Origin of the sequence: Microbacterium pratiae (assembly GCF_047302165.1) — a bacterium.
Lineage (GTDB): Bacteria > Actinomycetota > Actinomycetes > Actinomycetales > Microbacteriaceae > Microbacterium.
In genome coordinates, this window is record NZ_CP154843.1 from 2,558,006 (window position 1) to 2,581,652 (window position 23,647).

Sequence of the window (23,647 nt, forward strand, 5' to 3'; positions counted from 1 at the left end):
CAGCATTTATGCGGTGCCCCCGCTGGGGGTCGAACCCAGACTGAAGCGATTTTAAGTCGCCTGCCTCTGCCATTGGGCTACGGGGGCCCGCCCCCACGTTACCGGCCCGGCCGCACGCGCCTCGCGTGAGCCCGCCCCTCAGCTGACAGCTCACCTGGCACCTCACGCCCACTCACAGTTCGTTAAGGGGCGCAAACTGCCAGGCGAACTTCACCAGCCCGCACACCCAGCAGCTCACCTGGCAGCTCACGCCCACTCACAGCCCGTGAAGGGGCGCGAACTGCCAACCCAACCCCACCGGCCCTCACCCCAGCCCTCACCTGGCAGCTCACGCCCACTCACAGCCCGTGAACGGGCGCGAACTGCCAACCCAACCCCAGCATCACCAGCACCAGCAGCAGCCGCGATGCGCGAGGCACAGGCCGCGGGAGAACGACGAGGCCCCCGTCACCCTAGGGTGCGGGGGCCTCATGGCAGCTGCGTGTCAGCTCGCGTTGACCTTGTTGTCCTTCTCGGCGGGAGCGACCGCGGCGGCGCCCTCGTCCTTCGCGACGCTCTTCGGGTCGATCGGCGGCTGCGGGTTCTCCGCGGCCGGCTGAGCGGGACGCGGACGCGCGGCGAACTCCTCGAACGCGGCGCGCGGGGTGAGCGTGCCCTGGAGCGCGACGTTGTCGCGGCCGAGCCAGAAGTTCATCCACCAGTCGCCGACGACGCGCCACTTGCGCTCCCACGACGGCATCGCGAGGCCGTGGTAGCCGCGGTGCGCGACCCAGGCGAAGAAGCCCTTGATCGCGATCTTGCCGGACTGGAACACGCCGTTCCCGAGGCCGAGGCCGGCGACCGCTCCGAGGTTCTTGTGGAAGTACTCGCGCGGCGTCTCACCGCGAAGCACGGCCACGAGGTTCTTCGCGAGCAGCTTGGCCTGACGCACAGCGTGCTGCGCGTTGGGCACGCAGTACCCGCCGACGCCGCCACCGGTCAGGTCGGGGACGGCCGAGATGTCACCGGCGGCCCATGCACCCTCGACGATCTCCTCGGGAGTGCCCACACGCAGGTCGGCGCGGGTACGGATGCGACCGCGCTCTTCGACGGGCAGGTCGCTGCCGCGGACGACCGTCGGGTTCGCCATGACACCAGCGGTCCAGATGATGACGTCGGTGGGGATGACCTCACCGGTCGACAGCGCGACGTTGCCTCCCTCGGCGCCCTGCACCTGGGTGTCGAGGTGCACGTTGGCACCCTTCTTCGCGAGGTCCTTGAGGACCCACTGGCTCGTCTCGAGCGAGACCTCGGGCATGATGCGCCCCATGGCCTCGATGAGGTGGAAGTGCGTGTCCTCGAAGCGGAGCTGCGGGTAGCTCTTCAGCAGCGACGACGCCATGGCGCGCAGCTCGGCGAACACCTCGATGCCCGCGAAGCCACCGCCGACGACGACGACGGTCAGCAGACGGTCCCGCTCGGGACCGGCGGGCAGGTTGGCCGCGCGGTCGAAGTTGGTGAGGATGCGGTCGCGGATCGCCATCGCCTCTTCGACCGTCTTCAGGCCGATCGCGTTGTCGGCGATGCCCGGGATCGGGAAGGTGCGCGAGACGGCACCGGCCGTCACGACGATCTGGTCGTAGCGGTGCTCCCACGGCTCGCCCTGCTCGGGCGTGATCGTGGCGACCTTGTTCGCGTGGTCGATCTTCGTGACCTTCGCGTTGACGACGTTCGTGCGCTTGAGGTGACGGCGGAGGCCGACGACGACGTGGCGGCCTTCGATCTCACCGGCCGCAACCTCGGGGAGGAAGGGCTGGTAGGTCATGTACGGCAGCGGGTCGACGATGGTGACCTCGGCCTCACCCTTGCGGAGGTGCTTCTCGAGCTTCCACGCGGTGTAGAAGCCGGCGTAGCCGCCACCGACGACGAGGATCTGGGGCACAGATGTGGACACGTTCGGAAGAACTCCTTGATCGGGGGCTCGGCTAGCGCGACGCGCGGGCCGATCGGATGCGCCGGACAGCAGCAGTGACGCCGAGCGCCACCAGTATAGCGGCCATGGTCGCACCCAAGAGCGGGACGGTCCCGTACAGGAGCGTGTTCATGCTCGGCAGAAGCGGCGATGCGGTCTCCGACGGCGGGTCGGCGGCGGGCAGCTCCGGCAGCGCGACGGGCGACGTCGTGGGCTGAGGTGCGGGCGCCTGCTCCGCCCGGCGATAGATGCGCACCCACTCCGCGAGATCGCCCATCGGGTTCTCCGACACCGCGGGAACCGCGGCGCTCACCGCGGCCGCGGCATCCAGCAGCCCGTAGCCGTAGAGCGGGTCGGGCTTCGCCGTGACGCCCGGGACGGCGCGCGCGGTCTTGATGATCCGGTTGATGACGTTGTTCGCGTCGAGCCCGGGGTGCGCCGAGCGCACCAGCGCGGCCACTCCGGCGACGATCGGCGCCGCGCCGCTGGTGCCGTCCCACACGACGATGCGACCGTCGGCCGAGACCCCGAGCAGGCCTTCGCTGGGCGCGGAGATGCCGATCGTGATGCCCTGCGTCGACGCCTCCTGGCTCGCGACTCCCCCGCGATCGACGCCGCCGACCGTGAGGACCCCGGGGATCGTCGCCGGCGCTCCGACGCGGTCGGTTCCCGTACCCCGGTTGCCCGCGGCGACGACGACCACGACGTCGTGGTCGTAGGCGTACTGGAAGGCCGTGTCCCACGACGGATCCCACTCGAGGAGGTTCGTCGTGAACGAGAGGTTGATGACGTCGGCGCCCTGGTCGACGGCCCACGTCATGGCGTCGGCGACCTGCGTGGCGAACGGGATGTCGGAACTGCCGCCGAAGCCGATGGACAGCGAGAGCAGCTTCGCGTCGGGCGCCACCCCGATCATCCCGGCGTCGGGCCCGGTCCCGCGGGATGCCGCGAGCGAGGCGACCCAGCTGCCGTGGTCACGGTCGTCGCCACCCACCGGCGTGCGGCCGTCCGCGCTTCCCGACCCGGAGAAGTCCGCGCCCGCGCTGACGGCGCCCTCGAACTCCGCCGGGCCGCGCCCGATGCCGGTGTCGATGACCGCAATCGTCGTGCCGGCCCCGCGCGTGGTCTGCCACGCCGTGCGGATGCCGTAGTCATCGAGCCAGTACTCCGCCTGGCGAGCCGGGTCGGTCGGCGGAACGACGGCCCCCGCCGTCGTGGCGGCGACGATGAGCACGCCTGCGACGGCGGCGCGCAAGAGCCTCCCGACGCGCCGCGTCACGCGGCCACCCGCGGAGTCACGCAGGTGCAGCGCTCGGGCGACCACGTCGATCGCTCGAGCGCGAGGTCGCCGATCGGATTGACCCCGGGGCCCGCCGCGAGCGCGTGCGCCGCGACGGCGTGAAGGCACTTCACACGCGTCGGCATGCCTCCGGCGGAGATCCCCGCGATCTCCTCGACCTCTCCGTAGGCGGCCCGGTCGGCGAGGTACTGCTCGTGGGCCCGCTGGTAGGCGGCGGCGATCTCGGGGTCGTCGCCGAGGAGGTCGGAGAGCTCGCGCATGACGTGGGTCGCCTCAAGCGCCGACATCGCGGCGGTGGCCCCCGGGTGCGTCAGGTAGTAGAACGTCGGGAAGGGCGTGCCGTCCGGCAGCCGCGGCTCCGTCGAGACGACCGTCGGGTTGCCGCACACGCACCGGGCGGCGATGCCGACGACTCCGCGCACCGGCCGTCCGAGCTGTTCGCGCATGACCTCGAGGTCGGCGTCGGTCGCGGGCGTCAGAGCGGGAGCAGTCACCCTGACAGGCTACCGTCCGTCGCTGGCGGACTTCTGGGGCGCCTCGGCGGCCACGATCAGGGTGCGGTCGCGGCCGTGCGCGCCGAACCGCTGGTCACGACCGATCGCACGAACTGCGACATCCAGTCGGTCCGCGTGCGCTCCACGTCACTCGACACTGCCGCCGGGTCGTCGGGAACAGCGGATGCCGGGAGGTCGTCGTCGATGAGATAGACGACCTCGCCCGGGCGGACGTAGTACAGCCGCTCACGCGCCTGCGTCGTGATGAAGGCGGGGTCGCGCCACTGCTCGCGCTCCGCCGAGAGCGCGTCGACCTCGTCCTGGCCGACGCGGACCGACTCCTCGAGCGCCGCGATCTGAGCGCGCTGGTCGAGATACGTGCTGACCGAGGGCACGAGCACGCAGGCGGCCAGCACGACGAGGCCGAGCATGATGAAGGCGAAGCCCGACACGCGGATCCCACCCATCCACTCGCGCACGTCGACTCGGCGCCGGGCACGAGAAGAGGGAGCCGTCGTCTTGACCACGGCTCCCCCTCTCGTTACGTTTCAGCGCAGGTCAGCCCTGGAATCGCGGGAACGCAGCGCGGCCGATGAACTCCGCGGCGTCACCCAGCTCCTCCTCGATGCGCAGAAGCTGATTGTACTTCGCCACACGCTCGGAGCGTGCGGGCGCGCCGCTCTTGATCTGGCCGGCGTTGACCGCCACCGACAGGTCGGCGATGGTCGTGTCCTCGGTCTCACCCGAACGGTGCGAGAGCATCGTCGTGTAACCGGCGCGGTGCGCGACCGCGATCGCGTCGAGCGTCTCGGACAGCGTGCCGATCTGGTTGACCTTCACGAGCAGCGAGTTCGCGGCCTTGCGGCGGATGCCGTCGGCCAGACGTGCCGGGTTGGTGACGAAGAGGTCGTCACCGACGAGCTGCACCTTGTCGCCGAGCTTCTCGGTGAGGGCGGTCCAGTTGTCCCAGTCGTCCTCGGCGAGGGCGTCCTCGATCGTGACGATCGGGAAGTCGTTGACGAGCTGCACGTAGTAGTCCGTCAGCTGCTCGGCGTTCCAGTCCTTGTTGTCGAGGCGGTAGACGCCGTCGTTGAAGAACTCCGTCGCCGCGACGTCGAGACCAAGGGCGATCTCCGAGCCGGGCTTGAAGCCGGCCTTCTCGATCGCCTTGACGAGGAACTCGAGCCCCTCGCGGTTGCTGGGCAGGTCAGGCGCGAAGCCGCCCTCGTCGCCGAGACCGGTCGCGTAGCCCGCGGCCTTCAGCTCGCCCTTCAGGACGTGGTAGACCTCGGTGCCCCAGCGGAGGGACTCGCTGAAGCTCTCGGCGCCGATCGGCGCGAGGAAGAACTCCTGCATGTCGATGCCGTTGTCGGCGTGCTCGCCGCCGTTGATGACGTTGAACAGCGGAACGGGCAGGACGTGCGCGTTCGGTCCGCCGAGGTAGCGGAACAGCGGCAGGTCGGCCGAGTCGGCCGCTGCCTTCGCGACCGCGAGCGAGACGCCGAGGATGGCGTTCGCGCCGGTGCGCGACTTGTTCTCGGTGCCGTCGGTCGCGATGAGGATCTCGTCGATGATGCGCTGCTCGCTCGCGTCGACGCCTTCGATGGCGGGTCCGAGCTCGTCGATGACGGCGGTGACGGCCTTGAGCACGCCCTTGCCGCCGTAGCGGCTCTTGTCGCCGTCGCGGAGCTCGTACGCTTCGAACGCGCCGGTGGACGCGCCGGAGGGGACGGCCGCACGCTGGACGATGCCGTCGTCGAGGAGCACCTCCACTTCAACGGTCGGGTTGCCACGCGAATCCAGAATCTCGCGTGCGCCTACAGCCTCGATCAGTGCCACAGGGGTACTCCTTGCTTGTGGAGGGTGAGTCGTGGAGCGTCGTCGGTCCACTCTGAGTCTAGTGATGACCGTGACCGCCGCCACCGGGTCTGCCGGGACTATGACGCGGAGTCGACCCGCAGGGCGAGGGCGACGCCGTCCCAGCCCTTGAGATCCAGCGTCTGCAGCGCCGTCGCGTCGAAGCGCGGATCACGCGCGAGCATCTCGAGCGCGCGACGTGTGCCGGCGACCTGCTCGTCCTCCGTCGCGGGGTCGCTCACGCGTCCCCCACGCACGACGTTGTCGACCACGACGATCGCACCGGGGCGCGTCAGCCGCGCCGCGTGGTCGAGGTAGATCGTGTTGGATTCCTTGTCGGCGTCGATGAAGACGAGGTCGAATTCCTCGTCGACGTCCGGGAGCACGTCGGCGCCACGGCCGACGCGCACCTCGACCCGATCGTCGACGCCGGCGCGCGCGATGCTGGCGCGGGCCACGTCCGCGTTGCGCGGCTCCGCCTCGATCGTCAGCAGCCGCCCGTCCGAGGGCAGCGCGCGCGCCATCGCGATCGTGGAGAATCCGCCGAGCGTGCCGATCTCGAGAACCCGGCGTACGCCACCGATGCGGATGAGCAGCTGCAACAGCTTGGCGCTGAGCGGCGACACCTCGATCTCGGGCAGCCCGGCCGCGCGCTGGTCCGCGAGAGCGGCATCCAATGCCGGATCGGGTGTCACGAGGGTGTCCGTCAGGTACGCGTCGGTGCGTCGCCAGGTCTCGGGAGTGGGGTCGGTCGTCATGCTCTCAGCCAACCGCACGACGTCCGCGCGCGCCAGCATCCGAGCCGCCGTCGCCTCGTCGAGGGCCGCGAGCACGGCCGGGAGCAGCGCGTCGGCGGTGCGCCGGTACCCGAGGGCGCTGGGGTGGAACCGGTCGAGGGAGAACATCTCTTCCGGATTGTCGACGAACACCGGCCCGACGGCTCGGCGGAGGGAGACGACCCGCGCGCCGGCGGCCCGCGCCGCGGTCTCCTGCGCTTCGGCGAGCGACCGCGATGCCCGCGACGCGAACGTCCGGAGCGGCTGCGGGACCGGGCGGAGAGCACCCAGGTCGGGACATGTGCCCACGACGACGGCGCATCCTCGGGCGCGCAACGCCTCGACGGCGTCGGTGAGGCTGCGGGCGGCGACCCCGGCGGGGATCCGGTGCGTGACGTCGTTGCCGCCGACCACGATCACCGCGACATCCGCGACGGCATCGTCGCCGAGGGCGGCGATCTGGTCGAGCAGTGTCGACGACTCCGCGCCCACGACGGCACCGGTACGCAGCCGGACCGGCCGACGCGCTCGCTGCGCGAGACCGCGTGCGAGCCGCCCGCCGAGGGTGTCCTTCCGGCGCTCGGCCCCGAGACCCGCGGCGAGCGAGTCGCCGAGCATCACCAGACGCACGGGCTCGCCGGCATAGGAGCGGCGCCACAGCCGATCCGCGTCGAGTGCGAGCTCGCCCAGAGGCTTGCCGATCCGCTCCCGCGCGAGGGCCGCCTGCCGTGCCAGGACGACGCGCGAGGTGAGCGCGACGGCCCCGGCCGAGAGGACGGCTCCGCCGACGGCAGCGGCGATGCGCACCGCGGGTGTGGTCATGGCGCCAGCACAACACTGCCGGGTGAACGGATCCGGAAGCCCGATCGACGCCCGTGGGAACGGCGTCGGGTCCCGTCAGCCGATCGAGCGCGGCTCGGCCGCCTGGACGTCCTCCCCCGCACGCAGCGTCACGAAGGCGGCATAGCCGTCGGCGGCCGCACGCTCGAGCAGGGCCTTCAGGTTCTTCGGTCGCTGCTCGAGCCGTATCCGCGCACCGTTCGCGACGAGGTGCGACTTCGCGGCGAGGAGCTCGGGCAGCGGCACGTCGCGGTCGTGGACGAGCACGATGCCGTCTCGGCTGTCTCCCGCGCCGGCGCCCAGCAGGTCGACGAGCCGCTCGAATCCGAGAGAGAAGCCCACGGCCGGCACGTCCGACCCGAGGAAGCGACCGATCATGCCGTCGTAGCGCCCGCCCCCGCCGAGCGAGTACGACACCGAGGGGTGCGCGAGCTCGAAGATCGTGCCGGTGTAATAGCCCATCCCGCGCACGAGGAACGGATCGAAGACCAGGGGCACCTCGGCCGAGCCTCCGCGCGCCGCGCGCACGGCTTCGCCGATGCCGACGAGGTGCGCGATCACGTCATCGCCCACGCCCTCGGGAAGGCTCGCGCGGATGCCGTCGGCGTCGAAGCCCGCGGCATCCGACGGCGTGCGACGAAGGAAAGCCTCGAACGCGTCGGCCGCGGCCGGCGTCGCGCCGCGCTCGCGCAGCTCCGTTACGACGCCGTCGACTCCGAGCTTGTCGAGCTTGTCGATCGTGATGAGCACCCCGGGACGCTCCGCCTCGGCGAATCCGAACGTCGCCAGCATGGCGTCGAGCACGCGCCGGTCGTTGATGCGCACCGAGGCTCCGGTCAATCCGAGCGCGTCGAGCGCGTCGAGGCTCGCCGTCATCAGCTCGGCCTCCGCGCGCGGAGTGGCGTCTCCGATGATGTCGATGTCGCACTGCACGAACTGCCGGTAGCGGCCCTTCTGCGGCCGTTCGGCGCGCCAGACGGGGGCGATCTGGATCGCGCGGAACACGGTCGGCAGCTCCGCACGGTGCGAAGCGTAGAACCGGGCGAGGGGCACCGTCAGGTCGTAGCGGAGCCCGAGGTCCGTCAGCGCAGCGGGGTCATCGGCTGCGGCCCGGATACCGTCGGCGTCGAGTCCACGCGCGAGGACGTTGTACGCGAGCTTCTCGTTGTCGCCGCCGATGCCGGCGTGCAGACGTCCGTACTCCTCCATGACCGGCGTCTCGATCTCGTCGAAGCCGTGGGCGCGGTAGCGCTCGCGGACGACGGCGAGAACGCGCTCGCGGCGGGCTTTGTCGGCGGGGAGGAAGTCGCGCATGCCGCGCGGCGGGTTCACGGTGGGCACCGCCCTATCCTTCCAGGTCGGCGACGGAGCCACCGGCGCCCTCGGCCGCGCGGATGTCGGCGTCGAGCGAGCGCAGCCGTTCGCGAAGCGCACGTTCGGCATCCCAGCCCTGGGCGCGGGCGTGCGCGACGAGTGCGAGGAGCGCGTCGCCGAGCTCGGCCTCGTCAGCCGGCGGCTCCGCGGTGAGCGGTGGTGCCGCCGACAGGATGGGCGCGGACTTGGCGAGCATCTTCTGGGCTAGGGCGAGCGTCGGCATGTGGACGGACACTCCGTCGAGCACGCTGGTGCGCGTGCGCTTCTCGGCCGCTTTCGCCGCGTTCCAGAGCACGAGCACCTGCTCGGGCGTCTCGGCCGTCTCGTCGCCGAAGACATGAGGATGCCGACGCACCATCTTCTCGGTGAGGCCGCGCGCGACGTCGTCGATGTCGAAGGGCTCGGATGCCGACCGCGACGCGATCTCGGCATGGAACAGCACCTGCCAGAGGAGGTCGCCCAGCTCCTCGCGAAGATCCGCAGCAGTACCGGCCTCGACGGCATCCACGACCTCCGCCGATTCCTCGATCAGATAGGGCACGAGGTCGCGGTGGGATATCTGCGCCGTCCACACGCATCGGTCGCGCACCGCGCGCATCGTGTCGGCCGCATCGCGCAACGGATCGGACATCGGACTCCTTCGGACGGGAGTCCCAGGGTAGTCCGACGTAACACAAGGGGGTCGGGCAGCCCGTCCGTGACGACCGTGTCAATCGCAGCTCCCGGGTGCCAGTAATTTGGAGACATGCGCGAGCTGACCCGAACTGAAGCCATCGATCTCGTCGGCCGATACGAGGCCGAGCAGGAGATTCCCGAGGCGATGCGCTCCGACGTGCGGATGCTCGGCTCGATGCTGGGGCAGGTGTTGCGAGAGAGCGGCTCCCCCGGGCTCTTCGACGACGTCGAGCGTCTGCGGGGCGCCACGATCCAGGCCTACACCGACGACTCCCCCGAGGCGTTCGAACGAGCCGCCGCGATCGCCGAATCGTTCAGCGTCTCCCGCGCCGACGAGGTGGCCCGCGCGTTCACCGTGTACTTCCACCTCGTGAACCTCGCCGAGGAGCACCAGCGCGTGCGTCTGCTCCGCGAGCGTGCGGGCATCTCCGATCAGGACAGCGCAAGCGACTCCATCCCCGCCGCCTACGCGCAGCTCTCGTCGGAGGTGGGCGAGGACGAGGCCGCTCGCCGCCTGCGCGATCTGCGCTTCCACCCCGTCTTCACCGCGCACCCGACCGAAGCGCGTCGGCGCGCGGTCTCGCAGAGCATCCGCCGCCTGGTCACCCTCCTCGAGACGCTCGAGAACTCCGCCGCCGGCGGCGCCGAGCACCGCCGCGCCCGTCGGCGCATGCTCGAGGAGATCGACACCCTGTGGCGCACGTCGCCGCTGCGTGCCGAGAAGCCGACGCCGACCGACGAGGTGCGTGCGGTCATGGCGGTGTTCGACGACACCCTCTACACGACCATCCCGCTGGTCTACCGCCGTCTCGACGATGCCCTGCAGGGCGAGGTCGCGGGAAGCCGTCCCCCCGTCGTGTCGCCGTTCGTACGACTGGGCACCTGGGTCGGCGGCGACCGCGACGGCAACCCCTTCGTCACGGCATCCGTCACGAAGAAGGCGGCCGGCATCGCCGCCGAGCACGTGCTGCCGGGGCTCGAGCGGAGCACCGAGCGCGTCGGCCGCGGGCTCACGATGTCGGGCGACACCACTCCGCCGAGCACGGCGCTGCGCGCGCTCTGGGACCGGCTCGCCGCATCCGACGACGACGGCGCCGCCGACGCCGTCAAGCGCGCCCCCGGCGAGCATCACAAGCGGGTCATGATGCTCCTCGCGCGCCGTATCCGGGCGACGCGGGCGCGCGATGCCGATCTCGCCTACAGCGACCCCGAGGAGTTCCTCGCCGATCTGCGCGTCGTGCAGAGCTCGCTCGACGAGGCAGGCGCCAAGCGTCAGGCGTTCGGTGCGCTCCAGCAGCTCATCTGGGCCGTCGAGACCTTCGGCTTCCATCTCGCCGAGCTCGAGGTGCGCCAGCACTCGGCCGTGCACGCGAAGGTGCTCGCGGAATGCGAGGCCGGCGGCGAGCTGAGCGACCTCGCGGTCGAGGTGCTCGAGGTCTTCCGCACCATCTCGCAGGTGCAGAAGCGGTTCGGGCCGCGCGCGGCCGGACGCTACATCGTCTCGTTCACGCAGTCGGCCGATGACCTCGCGAACGTGCACGCCCTGGCCCGACACGCGGTCGGCCCCGACGGGACCCCACCGGTGCTCGACGTGATCCCGCTGTTCGAGACGTTCGCCGATCTGCAGGCGGCTCCCGGCATCCTCGCCGAGATCGTCAACCACCCGGCGTTCGCCGCGCGTCTCGACGCCACGGACCGCCGCCTGGAGGTCATGCTCGGCTACTCCGACTCGTCGAAGGACGTCGGACCCGTCGCGGCCAACCTCGCCCTCTACGAGGCGCAGGCGCGCATCGCGGCGTGGGCGCAGGAGCAGCGCATCGAGCTGACGCTGTTCCACGGCCGCGGCGGCGCGCTCGGCCGCGGCGGCGGACCCGCGAACTCCGCGATCCTCGCGCAGCCGCCGCACTCGGTCGACGGCCGGTTCAAGCTCACCGAGCAGGGCGAGGTCATCTTCGCCCGTTACGGCGACCCCGACATCGCCCTCCGGCACATCGACCAGGTCGCCGCCGCCATCCTGCTGGCCTCGGCGCCCTCGATCGAGGAACGGAACAGTCGTGCCGCCGAACGGTACGCCGATGTGGCGGCGACGATGGACGCCGCCTCGCGCGAGCGCTTCTTCTCGCTCGTGAAGGCGCCCGGGTTCGCTCCCTGGTTCGCGGCGGTGACCCCCATGGAGGAGATCGGACTCCTCGCGCTGGGCTCCCGTCCGGCACGTCGCGGGCTGTCGGTCGAGTCGCTCGAAGACCTCCGCGCGATCCCGTGGGTGTTCGCGTGGACGCAGGCGCGGATCAACCTGGCCGGCTGGTTCGGGCTCGGAACCGCGCTCGAAGCGGTCGGCGACGAAGCGCTCCTGCGCGAGGCGTACGAGCAGTGGCCGCTCCTGCGCACCGTGATCGACAACGTGGCGATGAGCCTCGCGAAAGCCGACCCGCGCATGGCGCGTCGTCACCTCGCCCTCGCCGACCGCGACGACCTCGCGCAGCTCGTCGTCGACGAGATGCTGCTCACCCGCGACTGGGTCGTGCGGATCGCCGGCGGCGACGGTCTGCTCGCCAACAAGCCCGTGCTCCAGCGCGCCGTGAAGATGCGCAGCCCGTACGTCGACGCCCTCTCGCTGCTCCAGCTGCGCGCCCTGCGCGTGCTGCGCTCGACCGAGCACGACGCCCCCACCCCACCCGAGTGGCAGCGGCTGCTGCTCCTCACCGTCAACGGCGTCGCGGCAGGCCTGCAGAACACCGGGTGACCCCTCCCCGGGGGCCGCGATCCGCGGCCGCCCTCACCCCATCGTCCCGATCGTCACATGGCCGGGCGGACGCCGTCGCGCCCGCTACCGTGGATCGGGTCCCGCCCGCTCGGCCAGAAAGCTCCACCATGACCGAACACCACGCTCCCCTGCCCTCCTCCGTCCAGTCGGTGTTCGACACCGTCCTCCAGCGCAATCCGCACGAGCCAGAGTTCCAGCAGGCCGTGCACGAAGTGCTCGAGGCGATCGCGCCCGTCGTGGAGGCGCAGCCCGAGCTCGCGCGCGACGGCATCCTCGAACGGCTCGTCGAGCCGGAGCGGCAGATCATGTTCCGGGTGCCGTGGCTCGACGACGCCGGCATCGTCCGGGTCAACCGCGGCTACCGCGTGCAGTTCTCCTCGGTGCTCGGCCCGTACAAGGGCGGACTGCGGTTCCACCCGTCGGTCAACCTCTCGATCGTGAAGTTCCTCGGCTTCGAGCAGATCTTCAAGAACGCCCTCACCGGTCAGGGCATCGGCGGCGCCAAGGGCGGCAGCGATTTCGACCCGCACGGACGGTCGGATGCCGAGATCATGCGCTTCTGTCAGTCGTTCATGAACGAGCTCTACCGCCATCTCGGTGAGCACACCGACGTTCCCGCCGGCGACATCGGCGTCGGTGCGCGCGAGATCGGCTACCTCTTCGGCCAGTACCGCAAGATCACGAACCGTCACGAGTCGGGCATGTTCACCGGCAAGGGCGTGCAGTGGGGCGGCGCCGAGGTGCGCACCGAGGCGACCGGCTACGGGTCCGTCTTCTTCGCGCAGGAGATGCTCGCCGTCCGGGGCGAGTCGCTCGACGGCAAACGCGTCGCCGTGTCGGGCTCGGGCAACGTCGCGACCTACGCGATCGAGAAGGCCTACCAGCTCGGTGCCACCCCGATCACGGCGTCCGACTCGTCGGGGACGGTCGTCGACGACGACGGGATCGACCTCGCCGTGCTCAAGCAGGTCAAGGAGATCGACCGCCGACGCATCTCGGCGTACCTGGACCACCGGCCCCGCGCGAGGTTCGTCGAAGGCGGTCGCCCGTGGGGCACCGCGGTCGACGTCGCCATCCCGTCGGCGACGCAGAACGAGCTCGACGGCGACGACGCGCGGGCGCTCATCGACGGCGGCGTCCGGGTCGTGGTGGAAGGCGCCAACATGCCGTCCACCCCCGAGGCGGTCGACGCGTTCCGCGCGGCCGGTGTGCTGTTCGGTCCCGGAAAGGCCGCGAACGCCGGCGGAGTGGCGACCTCGGCCCTCGAGATGAGCCAGAACGCCTCGCGTCAGCGCTGGGGCTTCGCCGACAGCGAGAACAAGCTGCGCGAGATCATGAAGGACGTCCACGACGCCGCCTTCAGCGCTGCCGAACGATACGGCCACGCGGGCGACTACGTCGTGGGGGCCAACGCCGCCGGTTTCGAGCGCGTCGCGCGCGCGATGCTCGCCCAGGGAGTCATCTGACGCCGCCGCGCCGCCGGGCGAGGTACGCGGCGGGTTAGGATTTCTCCCCGTGCCTTCCGATCCCTCCTCTTCCGCGGAGTCCGCGCTCACGCGTCCCGGAGCCCGCCCGGCGACCGTGTCGATGCTCACCCTGTCGACCTTTGTCGTCGGGTCGATGGTGGGCGCGGGGGTCTTCTCGCTCCCCGCGGGGTTCGCAGCCGAGACCGGAGTGGCGGGCACTCTCGTCGCGTGGGCGGTCGCGGGCGGGGGCATGCTCGCCCTCGCCTTCGCGTTCCAGTTGCTCGCGAACCGCCGCCCGGACCTCGACGCGGGCGTCTACAGCTACGCGCGGGCCGGCTTCGGAAGGTACCTCGGCTACTTCTCCGCCTTCGGCTACTGGGCCAGCGCGTGCGCGGGCAACGTCTTCTACTGGGTGTTCATCACCTCGACGCTCGGGGCGGTCTTCCCCGCCCTCGGCGCCGGAGACACGATCGCGGCGGTGGCCGTGTCGTCGGCCGGGCTCTGGCTCTTCTTCATCCTGATCCGCCGCGGGGTCCGCGCCGCCGCCGCGGTCAACCGTGTCGTCAGCATCGCCAAAACGCTTCCGATCATCGTGTTCGTGGTCCTGTGCGCGACGGTCTTCGACCCCGAGGTGTTCGCGGCCAACTGGGCGGGACCGTCCGGAGCGCCCCTGTGGGACCAGATCCGCGCCACGATGCTCGTCACCGTCTTCGTCTTCATCGGCCTCGAGGGGGCGAGCGTCAACTCTCGTCACGCCCGCTCGCGCCGTGACGTGGGGCGTGCGACGCTCCTCGGCTTCCTCAGCGTGCTCGCGGTCTTCGCCTCGGTGACCATCGTCTCGTTCGGCGTGATGCCACGCGAGCAGATCGCGGCGCTTCCCGAGCCCTCGCTGGGCGGAGTCCTGGAGACGATCGTGGGTCCCGCCGGTGCGGTGTTCATCGGTGTCTCGCTCATCGTGGCCGTGCTCGGTGCCTACCTCTCGTGGACGCTCATGGCCGCCGAGGTCCTGCTGGAGGCGTCGCGGTCGGGCGATCTGCCGGCGTTCCTCTCGCGCACCAACGCCGAAGACACCCCGGTCGGTGCGCTCACGCTCTCGACGACGCTCGTGCAGGTGTTGCTGGTCGTGGTCCTGTTCGCCGAGAACGCTTTCTCGGTGGCGCTCGATCTGACGAGCGCTCTCGTGCTGATCCCGTTCGTCCTCTCGGCCGGTTACGCCCTCAAGCTCACTCTCACCGGCGAGACGTACGGCCCGGGCGACCGTGCACGTTTACGCGACCTGGTCGTCGCCGTCATCGCGACCGGTTACACCCTCTTCCTCCTGATCGCGGCCGGGGCGCACTACCTTCTGCTGTCGCTGCTGATCATCGTGCCCGGCACCGCACTGTTCGCAGCCGCACGCCGACGGGCGGGGGCACGCGTCTTCACGAAGGTCGAATGGATCGTGTTCGCGGCCGCCGTCGTCGGTGCAGTGAGCGCCATCGTGCTGCTGGCCACGGGCCGGATCAGCATCTGACCCGCGGCCGCGTCGTCAGGATGTAGCGGGCGCGGCGGCCGGCGCGGCGACCGGGAAAAGCTGCTCGAGCAGCTGCCCCGTCCACGCGATGAGATCGGCGTCGGCGAGCACAGCGCCCGCGGCTGTCGGCAGCGGCACCACGAGCGCCTCGCCCCCGGCGAGCAGCTTGGCCTTCGGATACAGCCGCTGCAGCCGGATGCGCATCGACTCGGGAAGTCGCGCCGGCGCCACCCGCAGGTTGGGCCCCATCGCGACGACGTCGGTGAGCCCGGACTGCGCTGCGCGTCGACGCAGGCGTGCGACCGCGAGCAGACCTTCCACTTCGGCGGGCGGGCGGCCGTATCGATCGGTGAGTTCCTCGACGACGAGATCGATCGCGTCGTCCTTCGCGCTGACGGCTGCTGCCGCCGAGAGCTTCTGGTAGGCCTCCAGTCGCAGCCGTTCGCTGTCGATGTAGTCCTCGGGGATGCGCGCGGCCACGGGCAGCTCGAGCCGCAGTTCGGCGGGGCCGTCGACCTCCTCGCCGCGGAACGCCGAAACGGCCTCGCCGATCATACGCAGGTAGAGGTCGAATCCGACCCCGGCGATGTGTCCGGCCTGCTCCGCGCCCAGCAGATTGCCGGCGCCGCGGAGCTCGAGGTCCTTCAGGGCGACCTGCATGCCCGAGCCGAGGTCGTTGTTGACCGCGATGGTCTCGAGCCGATCGGCGGCGGTCTCGCTGAGCGGCTTGTTCTCGTCGTACAGGAAGTACGCGTAGGCACGCTCGCGACCGCGGCCGACGCGTCCGCGCAGCTGGTGCAGCTGGCTCAGTCCGTACTTGTCGGCGCGGTCGATGATGATCGTGTTGGCGTTCGAGATGTCGAGGCCGGTCTCGACGATGGTCGTCGAGACGAGGACGTCGGCACGACGCTCCCAGAAGTCGTCGACGACCTGTTCGAGCTGGTGCTCCCCCATCTGGCCGTGAGCGACGGCGATACGGGCCTCGGGCACGAGCTCGCCGAGCTGCGCCGCGACGCGCTGGATCGACTGGACGCGGTTGTGCACGAAGAACACCTGTCCCTCGCGCAGCAGCTCGCGTCGAATGGCGGCGGCGATCTGCTTGTCGCTGCGGGGACCGACGTAGGTGAGGATCGGATGCCGCTCCTCGGGCGGCGTCGCGAGCGTCGACATCTCACGGATGCCGGTGACGGCCATCTCGAGGGTGCGCGGGATCGGCGTCGCGCTCATCGCGAGGATGTCGACGCCGGTCTTCAGCTTCTTCAGCGAGTCCTTGTGCTCGACGCCGAAACGCTGCTCCTCGTCGATGATGAGCAGGCCCAGGTCTTTGAACGCCACCTTCTCGGTGAGGATGCGGTGGGTGCCGATGACCATGTCGACGGTGCCGTCGGCGAGCCCCGCCACCGTCTCGCGCGCCTGCTTCGGCGTCTGGAACCTCGACAGCGGCCGCACCTTGACGGGGAAGCCGGCGAAGCGCTCGGTGAACGTCTCGAGGTGCTGCTTGGCGAGGAGCGTGGTCGGCACGAGCATGGCGACCTGCTTGCCCTCCTGGATCGCCTTGAACGCGGCGCGGACGGCGACCTCGGTCTTGCCGAAGCCGACGTCGCCCGAGAGCAGACGGTCCATCGGGATCGGCTTCTCCATGTCGGCCTTGATCTCGTCGATGGTCTGCAGCTGATCGGGCGTCTCCGCGAACGGGAAGGCCTCCTCGAGCTCCCGCTGCCAGGGCGTGTCGGGGCCGAACGCGTGGCCCTTGGAGGCCATGCGCGCCGAGTACAGCTTGACCAGCTCCACGGCGATGTCGCGGACCGCCTTGCGCGCCTTGCCCTTCGCGGCGGCCCAGTCGCTGCCGCCCATCTTCGAGAGCACCGGTGCCTCGCCGCCCACGTAGCGTGAGAGCTGGTCGAGCTGATCGGTCGGGACGAAGAGCTTGTCGCCCGGATAGCCGCGCTTGGCGGGGGCGTACTCGAGCACGAGATACTCGCGTTGCGTCTTGACCGGGTTCCGGCCGCCGCTCGACACCTCGCGCTGCACGAGCTCGACGAACTTGCCGATGCCGTGGGTCGAGTGCACGACGACGTCGCCGGGCTTGAGCTGCAGCGGGTCGACGACGTTGCGCCGACGCGTCGCGAGCTTCTTCACGACGCGGCCGTCGTTGCCGATCGTGCGGCCGTAGAACTCGCTCTCGGTGAGGACGGCGAGCTTCGCCTCTGCCGACTCGAAGCCGCGCTCGAGCGACGCCACGACACAGACCGCGACCGCTTCGTCGGAGAGCTCGTCGACCCCGTCGCTCGTCCGCGCGGCGATGCCGCGTTCGGCCAGCACGTCGCGGGCACGGTCAACCAGCCCCGGGCCCGACGCGCACACGACGACGCGCCATCCGCGCGCGAGCAGGTCGCCGATGTGAGCGGTGGCTCCATCGACGTTGCCCTGGAACGAGGGGACCGCACTGCCGTCGATACGCAGATCGTCGCCCGTGTCGGTCAGCCCTTCGTCAGCGGCATCCGCGGCGCCCGAGTCGAAAGCGCTGAGCGCCCACCACACGCCGGCGCGCTCGCGCATCGCCTCACGCAGTGCGGGAAGGGTCAGGAAGTCGCCGGCTCCCAGGTCGACGGGGCTGTCCGCCCCGGCCGTCGCCGCGCTCCACGCGGCCTCGAGGAACTCGCGATTGGTCTCGCCGAGGGTGCGCGCGCGGGTGCGCGAGCGCTCGGGGTCGACGAGGGCGATCGCGGAGCCGCGAGGCAGATAGTCGACGAGCGGCACGACGCCCTCCGCGAGCGCGGGCAGGAGCGACTCCATACCCTCGACGGGGATGCCCTGCGACATCTTCTCAAGCATGCCCGTCAGGCTCGGGAAGGTCGGCGCCATGGCCGCGGCCCGCTCGCGGACAGCCGGGGTCAACAGCAGCTCGCGCGCCGGAAGCAGCTCGGCCGTGTCGACCTCGCCCGGGAGCGATCGCTGGTCTGCGATCGAGAACGCACGGATCTGGTCGACCTCGTCACCGAAGAAGTCGACGCGGAGCGGGTGGTCGGCCGCGGCGGGGAATACGTCGAGGATGCCGCCACGCACGGCGAACTCGCCGCGGCGCGAGACCATGTCGACGCGGTGGTAGGCGAGTTCGATGAGCCGGCGGACGACCTGCTCGAGGTCGCTCCCCCGCGTGCCCACCGTGAGCGAGATCGGCTCGGCGTCGGTCAGACCGGCGGCGAGGGGCTGGAGCGCCGCACGCACCGACGCCGTGATGATGAGGGGCGTGCCGCCGTCGTGCGCGGCCGCGCGGCGGAGCACCGCGAGGCGGCGGCCGACCGTCTCGGGGCTTGGGCTCAGTCGCTCGTGCGGCAGGGTCTCCCATGCCGGGAAATGGACGATCTCGGCCTCGGGAACGAGGCATTGCAGCGCAGCACCGAGCGTCTCGGCACGTCGACCGGTGGGGGCCACGGCGAGAACGACCGCGGGGCGTCCGTCGCGGCGGCGCTGCTCGAGCAGCGCGGCGAGGAGCGGGGCGTCGAGGCCGTCGGCGAGCGAGTAGTCGACGCTGCCGACCGCACCGGATGTCACCGCCTCCCGGAAGGAGTCAGCCTGCGAAAGGGCGCGCACGATCCCGGGAACTGTCACCACAGAAGCCTACCGCCGGCCACCGACACGGGCGTCTCTCCGCGCCCCCGGAGCGGGCTCAGCGCGGAGCGTGGAAGCGCTGCTGGGCCGAGAGGAGGCCGTCGCCCACGACCGCTTCGACCGCGTCCGCCGCATCCGAGACGAGGATGCCGAGCGTCTTGCGCTCGGTCGCGGAGAACGGGTCGAGGACCCAATCGGCCGGATCCTGCGCCCCGGCGGGCCGGCCGATCCCGACGCGGACGCGCGCGAACTCGGGGGTGCCGAGCGCCTTGGCGATGTCACGCACGCCGTTGTGCCCGCCGTGCCCCCCGCCGGTCTTGAGCTTGATGGTGTCGAAGGGGATGTCGAGCTCGTCGTGGACGACGACGACGTGGTCCGGATCGATGCCGTAGAACGATGCCAGGGCCGCCGCGGGGCCGCCCGAGACGTTCATGAACGTCTTCGGCTTGGCCAGCACCATTTTGGCCGCGCCCGGACGGAGCCACGACTCGGCAGCCCAAGCGTTGGCCTTGTGCGCGCGCAGGGTCTCACCCCGCCGGCTCGCGAGTTCATCAATGACCATCTGGCCGATGTTGTGCCGGGTCGCCTCGTAACGCGGCCCGGGGTTGCCGAGACCGATGATGAGCCAGGTGTCCGCCATGGCGCGCCTTTCGAACGACGGAGCCCGTCCTCACGAGGTGAGAACGGGCTCCGCACGGATGAGTCTTACTCGGACTTCGCGTCGCCCTCGGCCTCGTCGGCCTGCTCGGCGGCGGTCGCCTCGTCGGCAGCCTCGATCTCGTCGGCGGCGGCCAGCGTCGATGCGGGGACCGACACGGCGACGACGAGCGTCTCGGGGTCGGTGATCAGCGCTGCGCCGCGGGGCAGCGTCAGGTCGGCGGCGGTGATGCGCGCGCCGTCCTCGAGGCCCTCGACGTCGACCTCGACGTTGGTGGGGATGTGGGTCGCCTCGACCTCGAGCGTGATCGACGACGCGTCCTGCGTCGCGATGGTGCCCGAGAAGGGCTCGCCCGTGACGACGACGGGAACGTCGACCTGGACCTTCTCGCCCTTGTTCACGACGAGGAGGTCGATGTGCTCGATGATCTGGCGCACGGGGTCGCGCTGGACGTCCTTGACGAGGACCAGCTGCTCCTTGCCGTCGATCGAGAGCTCGATCACCGCGTTGGCGCGGCGGACCAGCAGCAGCATCTGGTGACCCGGCAGGGCGACGTGCACGGGGTCGGTGCCGTGGCCGTAGATGACGGCGGGGATCTGGCCAGCGGCACGCAGACGGCGGGCGAAGCCCTTGCCGAAGTTGGTGCGCGTCTCTGCAACGACCTTGGTGTCGGTCTCGGTGGACATGCGTTTCTCCTTGTGGGCCCGAGGCCCGGCTCAGCGGTATGCGGGTTCGACGCGAACGCGAGCGCGTGGAGAGGAAACGTCCTGCACACACCCTCGTCGATCACGGATCCCGGTTCCCGCACAGCGGGCACGCGGCATCCCTCGCCGAAGTACACCCCCACTCTACCAGCGCTGGGTAGGGTGGATGAGACGTCGTCTACGCCCGGAGGAAAAATGGATTACGGCTGGTTCTCACACGTGCTTCTGTGGGTCATCGGTGCGATGACGCTCGGCTCGATCGTCTCCGTCAGCCTCGCGCTGTTCTCGATGGGACGACAGGGCTACCGCAAGGGCTGACCCGTCTCCGGGCGTCGCCGCGACGACCCGATGACGAACGCGCGGGGCGCGTCACCTCACCGGTGGCGCGCCCCGCGCGTTCGTGTCCGTGCTGCTACCCGGGCCAGACCGCGACGACGACCTTGCCGGATGCCTCCGAGTCCTTCGCCGTCGCGAACGCCTCGACGATGTCGTCGGCGTCGACGACGTGGGTGATCACCTGTTCGATCTCGGGGCGCTCATCGAGCAGTCGGACGGCCTCGTCGATCTCATCCTTGAATCTGAACGTGCCGACGTAGAGCACTTCCTTGGAGATGAACGGCGCCAGGTTGACCGGTCGCGGTTCGTTGGGAACCATTCCCACCTGCACGACGCGCCCGGCCGGGCGCACAGCGCGCAGCGCCGCGGACACCGACGCCGCGACTCCCGAGCACTCCAGCACGACGTCGTAGGCGTCGGCGGGCGGCTGCTCGCTCGTCACGTCGAACGTCGTCGTCGCACCGAGTCGTCGTGCTCGCTCGAGCGGCCCGGCCAGCACATCGGTAGCGTGCACCTCGCCCGCGCCCGCGGCGATCGCTGCGGCCACCGCCAGCAGTCCGATGGGACCGGCCCCGGTCACGAGCACACGCGCGCCCACGACATCGCCTGCTTTGCCGAGCCCGTGCAGAGCCACCGCGAGCGGTTCCGCAAGCACGGCGCGACGGATCGGCAGGGTCGTCGGCAGCGGTCGCACCATGGCGCGATCGGCGACGACGAGTTCGGCGAGGGCGCCCTGGGTGTGCGGCGTCGTCGAGGCGCTGCCGAGGTAGGCGCCGCCCGGCCAGAGGTGGGGATCGTCCGCGATCGCCTCGACCTTCCGGCCGAAGGTGGCGGGGTGAAGTGTCACCGGCGTGCCGGGCTCCCACTCACCCGCGGGGTCGAGGTCGATCCGGCCGCTGAGCTCGTGCCCGGGGATGAGGGGCTCCCGCACGACGAACGCACCGTTCGCGCCCTCGTAGTAGTAGTGGAGGTCCGACCCGCAGATGCCGACGTAGTCGACACGGATACGCACCTCCCCCGGGCCGGCGACCGGCTCGGCGACATCGGAGATCTCGATCTGCTGCTTGCCGTGGATGTGTGCTGCGCGCATGGTGGTCCTTCCGGTCAGACGACGGCAGTCATGCCGCCGTCGACGAAGATGTTCTGCCCCGACACGAAGCTCGAGGCGTTCGAGCAGAGGAAGAGCAGGGCTCCGTCGAGCTCGCTGAAGTCGCCCCAGCGCTGTGCTGGCGTGCGCTGCGTGAGCCACGCGCTGAAGTCGGCATCGTCGACGAGAGCGCGATTCATCTCGGTCGCGAAGTAGCCGGGCGACAGCGCATTGACCTGCACGTTGTGACGGGCGAGGTCGGCCGCCATCCCCTTCGTGAGCTGCGCGACCGCCCCCTTGGTCGCGGAGTACGGCGCGATCGTCTGACGTGCGAGCGCCGACTGCACCGAGGCGATGTTGACGATCTTCCCCGACCCGCGCTCGACCATTCCCGGCGCCACGAAACGCGCGACGTAGAAGACGCCGTTGAGGTTGGCGGCGACGATCTCATCCCAGTCGGACACCGAGAACTCTGCGAACGGGGCGCGCCGCTGGATCCCCGCGTTGTTCACGAGGATGTCGGGAACCCCGACCTCGGCGACGATCGCCGCGACGCCCGCCTCGACGGCAGCGGCATCCGTGACGTCGAAGACGGCTGACACCGGTGCGGGCGATCCCGCCTCGGCGGCTTCGCGCCGCGTGCGCTCGACCGCCTCGGCGTCACGCCCGTGCACGACGACTCGGGCGCCTTCCCGGGCCAGGGCGAGCGCGAGGGAGCGCCCCAGCCCTCGCGACGAGCCCGTCACGAGGGCGACGCGCCCAGTCACATCGAACAGAGAGGACATCGGAACTCCTTGTCGTCCGGAAGGGAAGCAGTCGTCGGCGAAGTCAGATGAGCGACGCGAGCCCGAACAGACCGAGCACCAGGACGAACGCGGTCACGGATTCGATGGCCTGCTGCACCGTCCAGGTCTTGAGCGTCGTCTTGACGTCCATGCCCATGAGACGGCCCACGAGCCAGAAGCCCGAGTCGTTGACGTGCCCGGCGAACACCGAGCCGGCCGCGGTGGCCAGCACGATCGCGGCCACCTGGAGGGGGTTGAAGTCGCCCGCGACGACAGCCGGCGCCGCGAGGCCCGCGGCGGTGACGAGCGCGACAGTGGCCGAGCCCTGCGCGAGACGGATGATGACCGCGATGACGTAGGCCGCGACGATGATCGGCAGGCCCAGGTCGGACAGCGTGTCGGCGAGCGCGTCGCCGATTCCGGAAGCACGGAGGACTCCGCCGAACATTCCGCCGGCACCCGTGATGAGGATGACCGACGCGACGGGGCCGAGGGCCGAGTCGACGACCTTCTCGAGCGCGGTGCCGTTCTCGCCGCGGCGCGTGCCCAGGACGAAGGTGGCCACGATCACCGTGATGAGCAGAGCCACGAAGGAGTTGCCGAGGAGCACCAGCACCTGGACCCAGAGGTCGTCGGTCGACACAGCGCCGGCGGAGGCGAGAGTCGTGAGCCCGGTGTTCAGGAAGATCAGGAACATCGGCAGGAGCAGCAGCAGGATCACGGTACGGGGACGCGGCGGGTTCGCTGGCTGGTCGTCGTCCTTCTCGCCGAACAGCGCCGGGACGGGCAGCGGGATCCGAGCGGCGATGAACTTGCCCCAGAGGTAGCCCGAGACGTACCAGACGGGGAAGACGATGACGAGGCCGAGGAGCAGGACCAGGCCGAGGTTCGCACCGTAGGCCTCGGTCGCGGTGACCGGCCCGGGGTGCGGCGGCAGGAAGACGTGCATGACCGAGAAGGCCGCGGCGGCGGGGATGCCGAACAGCAGAACGTTCGCCTTCGAGACGCGGCGCGCGATCGCGAAGATGATCGGGAGCATCATCACGAGCCCCGCGTCGAAGAACATCGGGAAGCCGAGGATGAGCGAGGCGATACCGAGCGCGAACGGGGCACGCTTCTCGCCGAACACCTCGACGAACTTGTCGGCGAGCGACTTCGCGCCGCCGGAATGCTCGATGAGCCGGCCGAGCATGGCGCCGAGCGCCACAAGCAGGGCGACCCCGGCGAGTGTCCCGCCGAAGCCGTCGGTGAGCGTCTTGGCGATCGCTGAGACCGGCACCTGCGCGACGAACGCGGTGAGCAGCGAGACGATGATCAGCGTCAGGAAGGCATGCACCTTGCAGACGATGATCAGGAACAGGATCAGGGCGATCGCGCCGACTGCGATGAGCAGCAGCGGTCCGGCACCCAGCGTCTGGGTCCAGTCTTCCATCGGTATCTCCGTTGATGTCGGGA

General features: G+C 70.5%; 18 protein-coding genes, 1 tRNA gene and 1 pseudogene. 4 read left to right on the forward strand and 16 right to left on the reverse strand.

Annotation, left to right across the window (positions count from 1 at the left end):
* Positions 1 to 14: 14 nt before the first annotated feature.
* The 10 genes and pseudogenes from AA0Y20_RS12220 to AA0Y20_RS12265 all read right to left on the reverse strand — a co-directional run bounded on the left by AA0Y20_RS12220 (position 15) and on the right by AA0Y20_RS12265 (position 9,223).
* Positions 15 to 87 (reverse strand) — tRNA-Leu (locus tag AA0Y20_RS12220).
* Positions 88 to 484: 397 nt separating this feature from the next.
* Entirely contained in the window at positions 485 to 1,921 is a 1,437-nt protein-coding gene (locus tag AA0Y20_RS12225) for an NAD(P)/FAD-dependent oxidoreductase (protein WP_289331504.1), read from the reverse strand.
* Between the two features lie 43 nt (positions 1,922 to 1,964).
* Positions 1,965 to 3,230, reverse strand: coding sequence for a S8 family serine peptidase (locus AA0Y20_RS12230; RefSeq protein ID WP_412939469.1), 1,266 nt, complete (start codon positions 3,228 to 3,230; stop codon positions 1,965 to 1,967).
* Complete coding sequence (locus AA0Y20_RS12235; protein ID WP_412939763.1) at positions 3,227 to 3,697, reverse strand: DUF501 domain-containing protein; 471 nt, start codon at positions 3,695 to 3,697, stop codon at positions 3,227 to 3,229. The genes AA0Y20_RS12230 and AA0Y20_RS12235 overlap by 4 nt, the downstream gene beginning before the upstream one ends.
* 104 nt (positions 3,698 to 3,801) lie before the next feature.
* Positions 3,802 to 4,272 carry an FtsB family cell division protein gene (locus AA0Y20_RS12240; RefSeq protein ID WP_412939470.1) on the reverse strand — a complete coding sequence of 157 codons (471 nt, stop codon included), beginning with the start codon at positions 4,270 to 4,272 and terminating at the stop codon, positions 3,802 to 3,804.
* Between the two features lie 31 nt (positions 4,273 to 4,303).
* Complete coding sequence (gene eno / locus AA0Y20_RS12245; RefSeq protein ID WP_412939471.1) at positions 4,304 to 5,584, reverse strand: phosphopyruvate hydratase; 1,281 nt, start codon at positions 5,582 to 5,584, stop codon at positions 4,304 to 4,306.
* Between the two features lie 98 nt (positions 5,585 to 5,682).
* Positions 5,683 to 6,360 (reverse strand): O-methyltransferase, encoded by a 678-nt coding sequence (locus AA0Y20_RS12250; protein ID WP_412939764.1) that lies wholly within the window; start codon positions 6,358 to 6,360, stop codon positions 5,683 to 5,685.
* Positions 6,361 to 6,456: 96 nt separating this feature from the next.
* A pseudogene (locus AA0Y20_RS12255) lies at positions 6,457 to 7,200 on the reverse strand (SGNH/GDSL hydrolase family protein); the annotation flags it as partial.
* A gap of 75 nt (positions 7,201 to 7,275) precedes the next feature.
* Positions 7,276 to 8,532 carry a histidine--tRNA ligase gene (hisS, locus tag AA0Y20_RS12260; protein WP_412939765.1) on the reverse strand — a complete coding sequence of 419 codons (1,257 nt, stop codon included), beginning with the start codon at positions 8,530 to 8,532 and terminating at the stop codon, positions 7,276 to 7,278.
* 31 nt (positions 8,533 to 8,563) lie between these two features.
* Entirely contained in the window at positions 8,564 to 9,223 is a 660-nt protein-coding gene (locus tag AA0Y20_RS12265) for a MazG family protein (protein ID WP_412939472.1), read from the reverse strand.
* 114 nt (positions 9,224 to 9,337) lie between these two features.
* On the opposite strand from AA0Y20_RS12265, the gene AA0Y20_RS12270 reads away from it, so the two are divergent.
* From AA0Y20_RS12270 to AA0Y20_RS12280, 3 genes are all read left to right on the forward strand, one after another.
* On the forward strand, positions 9,338 to 12,010 hold the full coding sequence (locus AA0Y20_RS12270) for a phosphoenolpyruvate carboxylase (protein WP_412939473.1): 2,673 nt from the start codon (positions 9,338 to 9,340) through the stop codon (positions 12,008 to 12,010).
* Between the two features lie 128 nt (positions 12,011 to 12,138).
* On the forward strand, positions 12,139 to 13,497 hold the full coding sequence (gene gdhA, locus AA0Y20_RS12275) for an NADP-specific glutamate dehydrogenase (protein WP_412939474.1): 1,359 nt from the start codon (positions 12,139 to 12,141) through the stop codon (positions 13,495 to 13,497).
* 121 nt (positions 13,498 to 13,618) lie between these two features.
* Entirely contained in the window at positions 13,619 to 15,010 is a 1,392-nt protein-coding gene (locus AA0Y20_RS12280) for a basic amino acid/polyamine antiporter (protein WP_412939766.1), read from the forward strand.
* Between the two features lie 15 nt (positions 15,011 to 15,025).
* Here the strand turns inward: AA0Y20_RS12280 and mfd are convergent, their stop codons facing one another.
* The 3 genes from mfd to AA0Y20_RS12295 all read right to left on the reverse strand — a co-directional run bounded on the left by mfd (position 15,026) and on the right by AA0Y20_RS12295 (position 19,966).
* Positions 15,026 to 18,622: a transcription-repair coupling factor gene (gene mfd / locus AA0Y20_RS12285; RefSeq protein ID WP_412939475.1), complete on the reverse strand. Its 3,597-nt coding sequence runs from the start codon at positions 18,620 to 18,622 to the stop codon at positions 15,026 to 15,028.
* Between the two features lie 58 nt (positions 18,623 to 18,680).
* Positions 18,681 to 19,262 carry an aminoacyl-tRNA hydrolase gene (gene pth / locus AA0Y20_RS12290; RefSeq protein ID WP_412939476.1) on the reverse strand — a complete coding sequence of 194 codons (582 nt, stop codon included), beginning with the start codon at positions 19,260 to 19,262 and terminating at the stop codon, positions 18,681 to 18,683.
* A gap of 65 nt (positions 19,263 to 19,327) precedes the next feature.
* Entirely contained in the window at positions 19,328 to 19,966 is a 639-nt protein-coding gene (locus AA0Y20_RS12295; RefSeq protein ID WP_412939477.1) for a 50S ribosomal protein L25/general stress protein Ctc, read from the reverse strand.
* Positions 19,967 to 20,179: 213 nt separating this feature from the next.
* On the opposite strand from AA0Y20_RS12295, the gene AA0Y20_RS12300 reads away from it, so the two are divergent.
* On the forward strand, positions 20,180 to 20,302 hold the full coding sequence (locus AA0Y20_RS12300; protein WP_259455154.1) for a hypothetical protein: 123 nt from the start codon (positions 20,180 to 20,182) through the stop codon (positions 20,300 to 20,302).
* Positions 20,303 to 20,396: 94 nt separating this feature from the next.
* Here AA0Y20_RS12300 and AA0Y20_RS12305 read toward each other — a convergent pair whose 3' ends face one another.
* Genes AA0Y20_RS12305 through AA0Y20_RS12315 form a run of 3 tightly spaced genes read right to left on the reverse strand, consistent with a single transcriptional unit; the run spans position 20,397 to position 23,624 of the window.
* Complete coding sequence (locus AA0Y20_RS12305) at positions 20,397 to 21,410, reverse strand: zinc-binding dehydrogenase (protein WP_412939478.1); 1,014 nt, start codon at positions 21,408 to 21,410, stop codon at positions 20,397 to 20,399.
* Between the two features lie 14 nt (positions 21,411 to 21,424).
* Positions 21,425 to 22,192, reverse strand: a complete 768-nt coding sequence (locus AA0Y20_RS12310; protein WP_412939479.1) for an SDR family oxidoreductase — start codon at positions 22,190 to 22,192, stop codon at positions 21,425 to 21,427.
* Between the two features lie 43 nt (positions 22,193 to 22,235).
* Positions 22,236 to 23,624, reverse strand: coding sequence for a GntP family permease (locus AA0Y20_RS12315; protein ID WP_412939480.1), 1,389 nt, complete (start codon positions 23,622 to 23,624; stop codon positions 22,236 to 22,238).
* Positions 23,625 to 23,647: the final 23 nt, after the last annotated feature.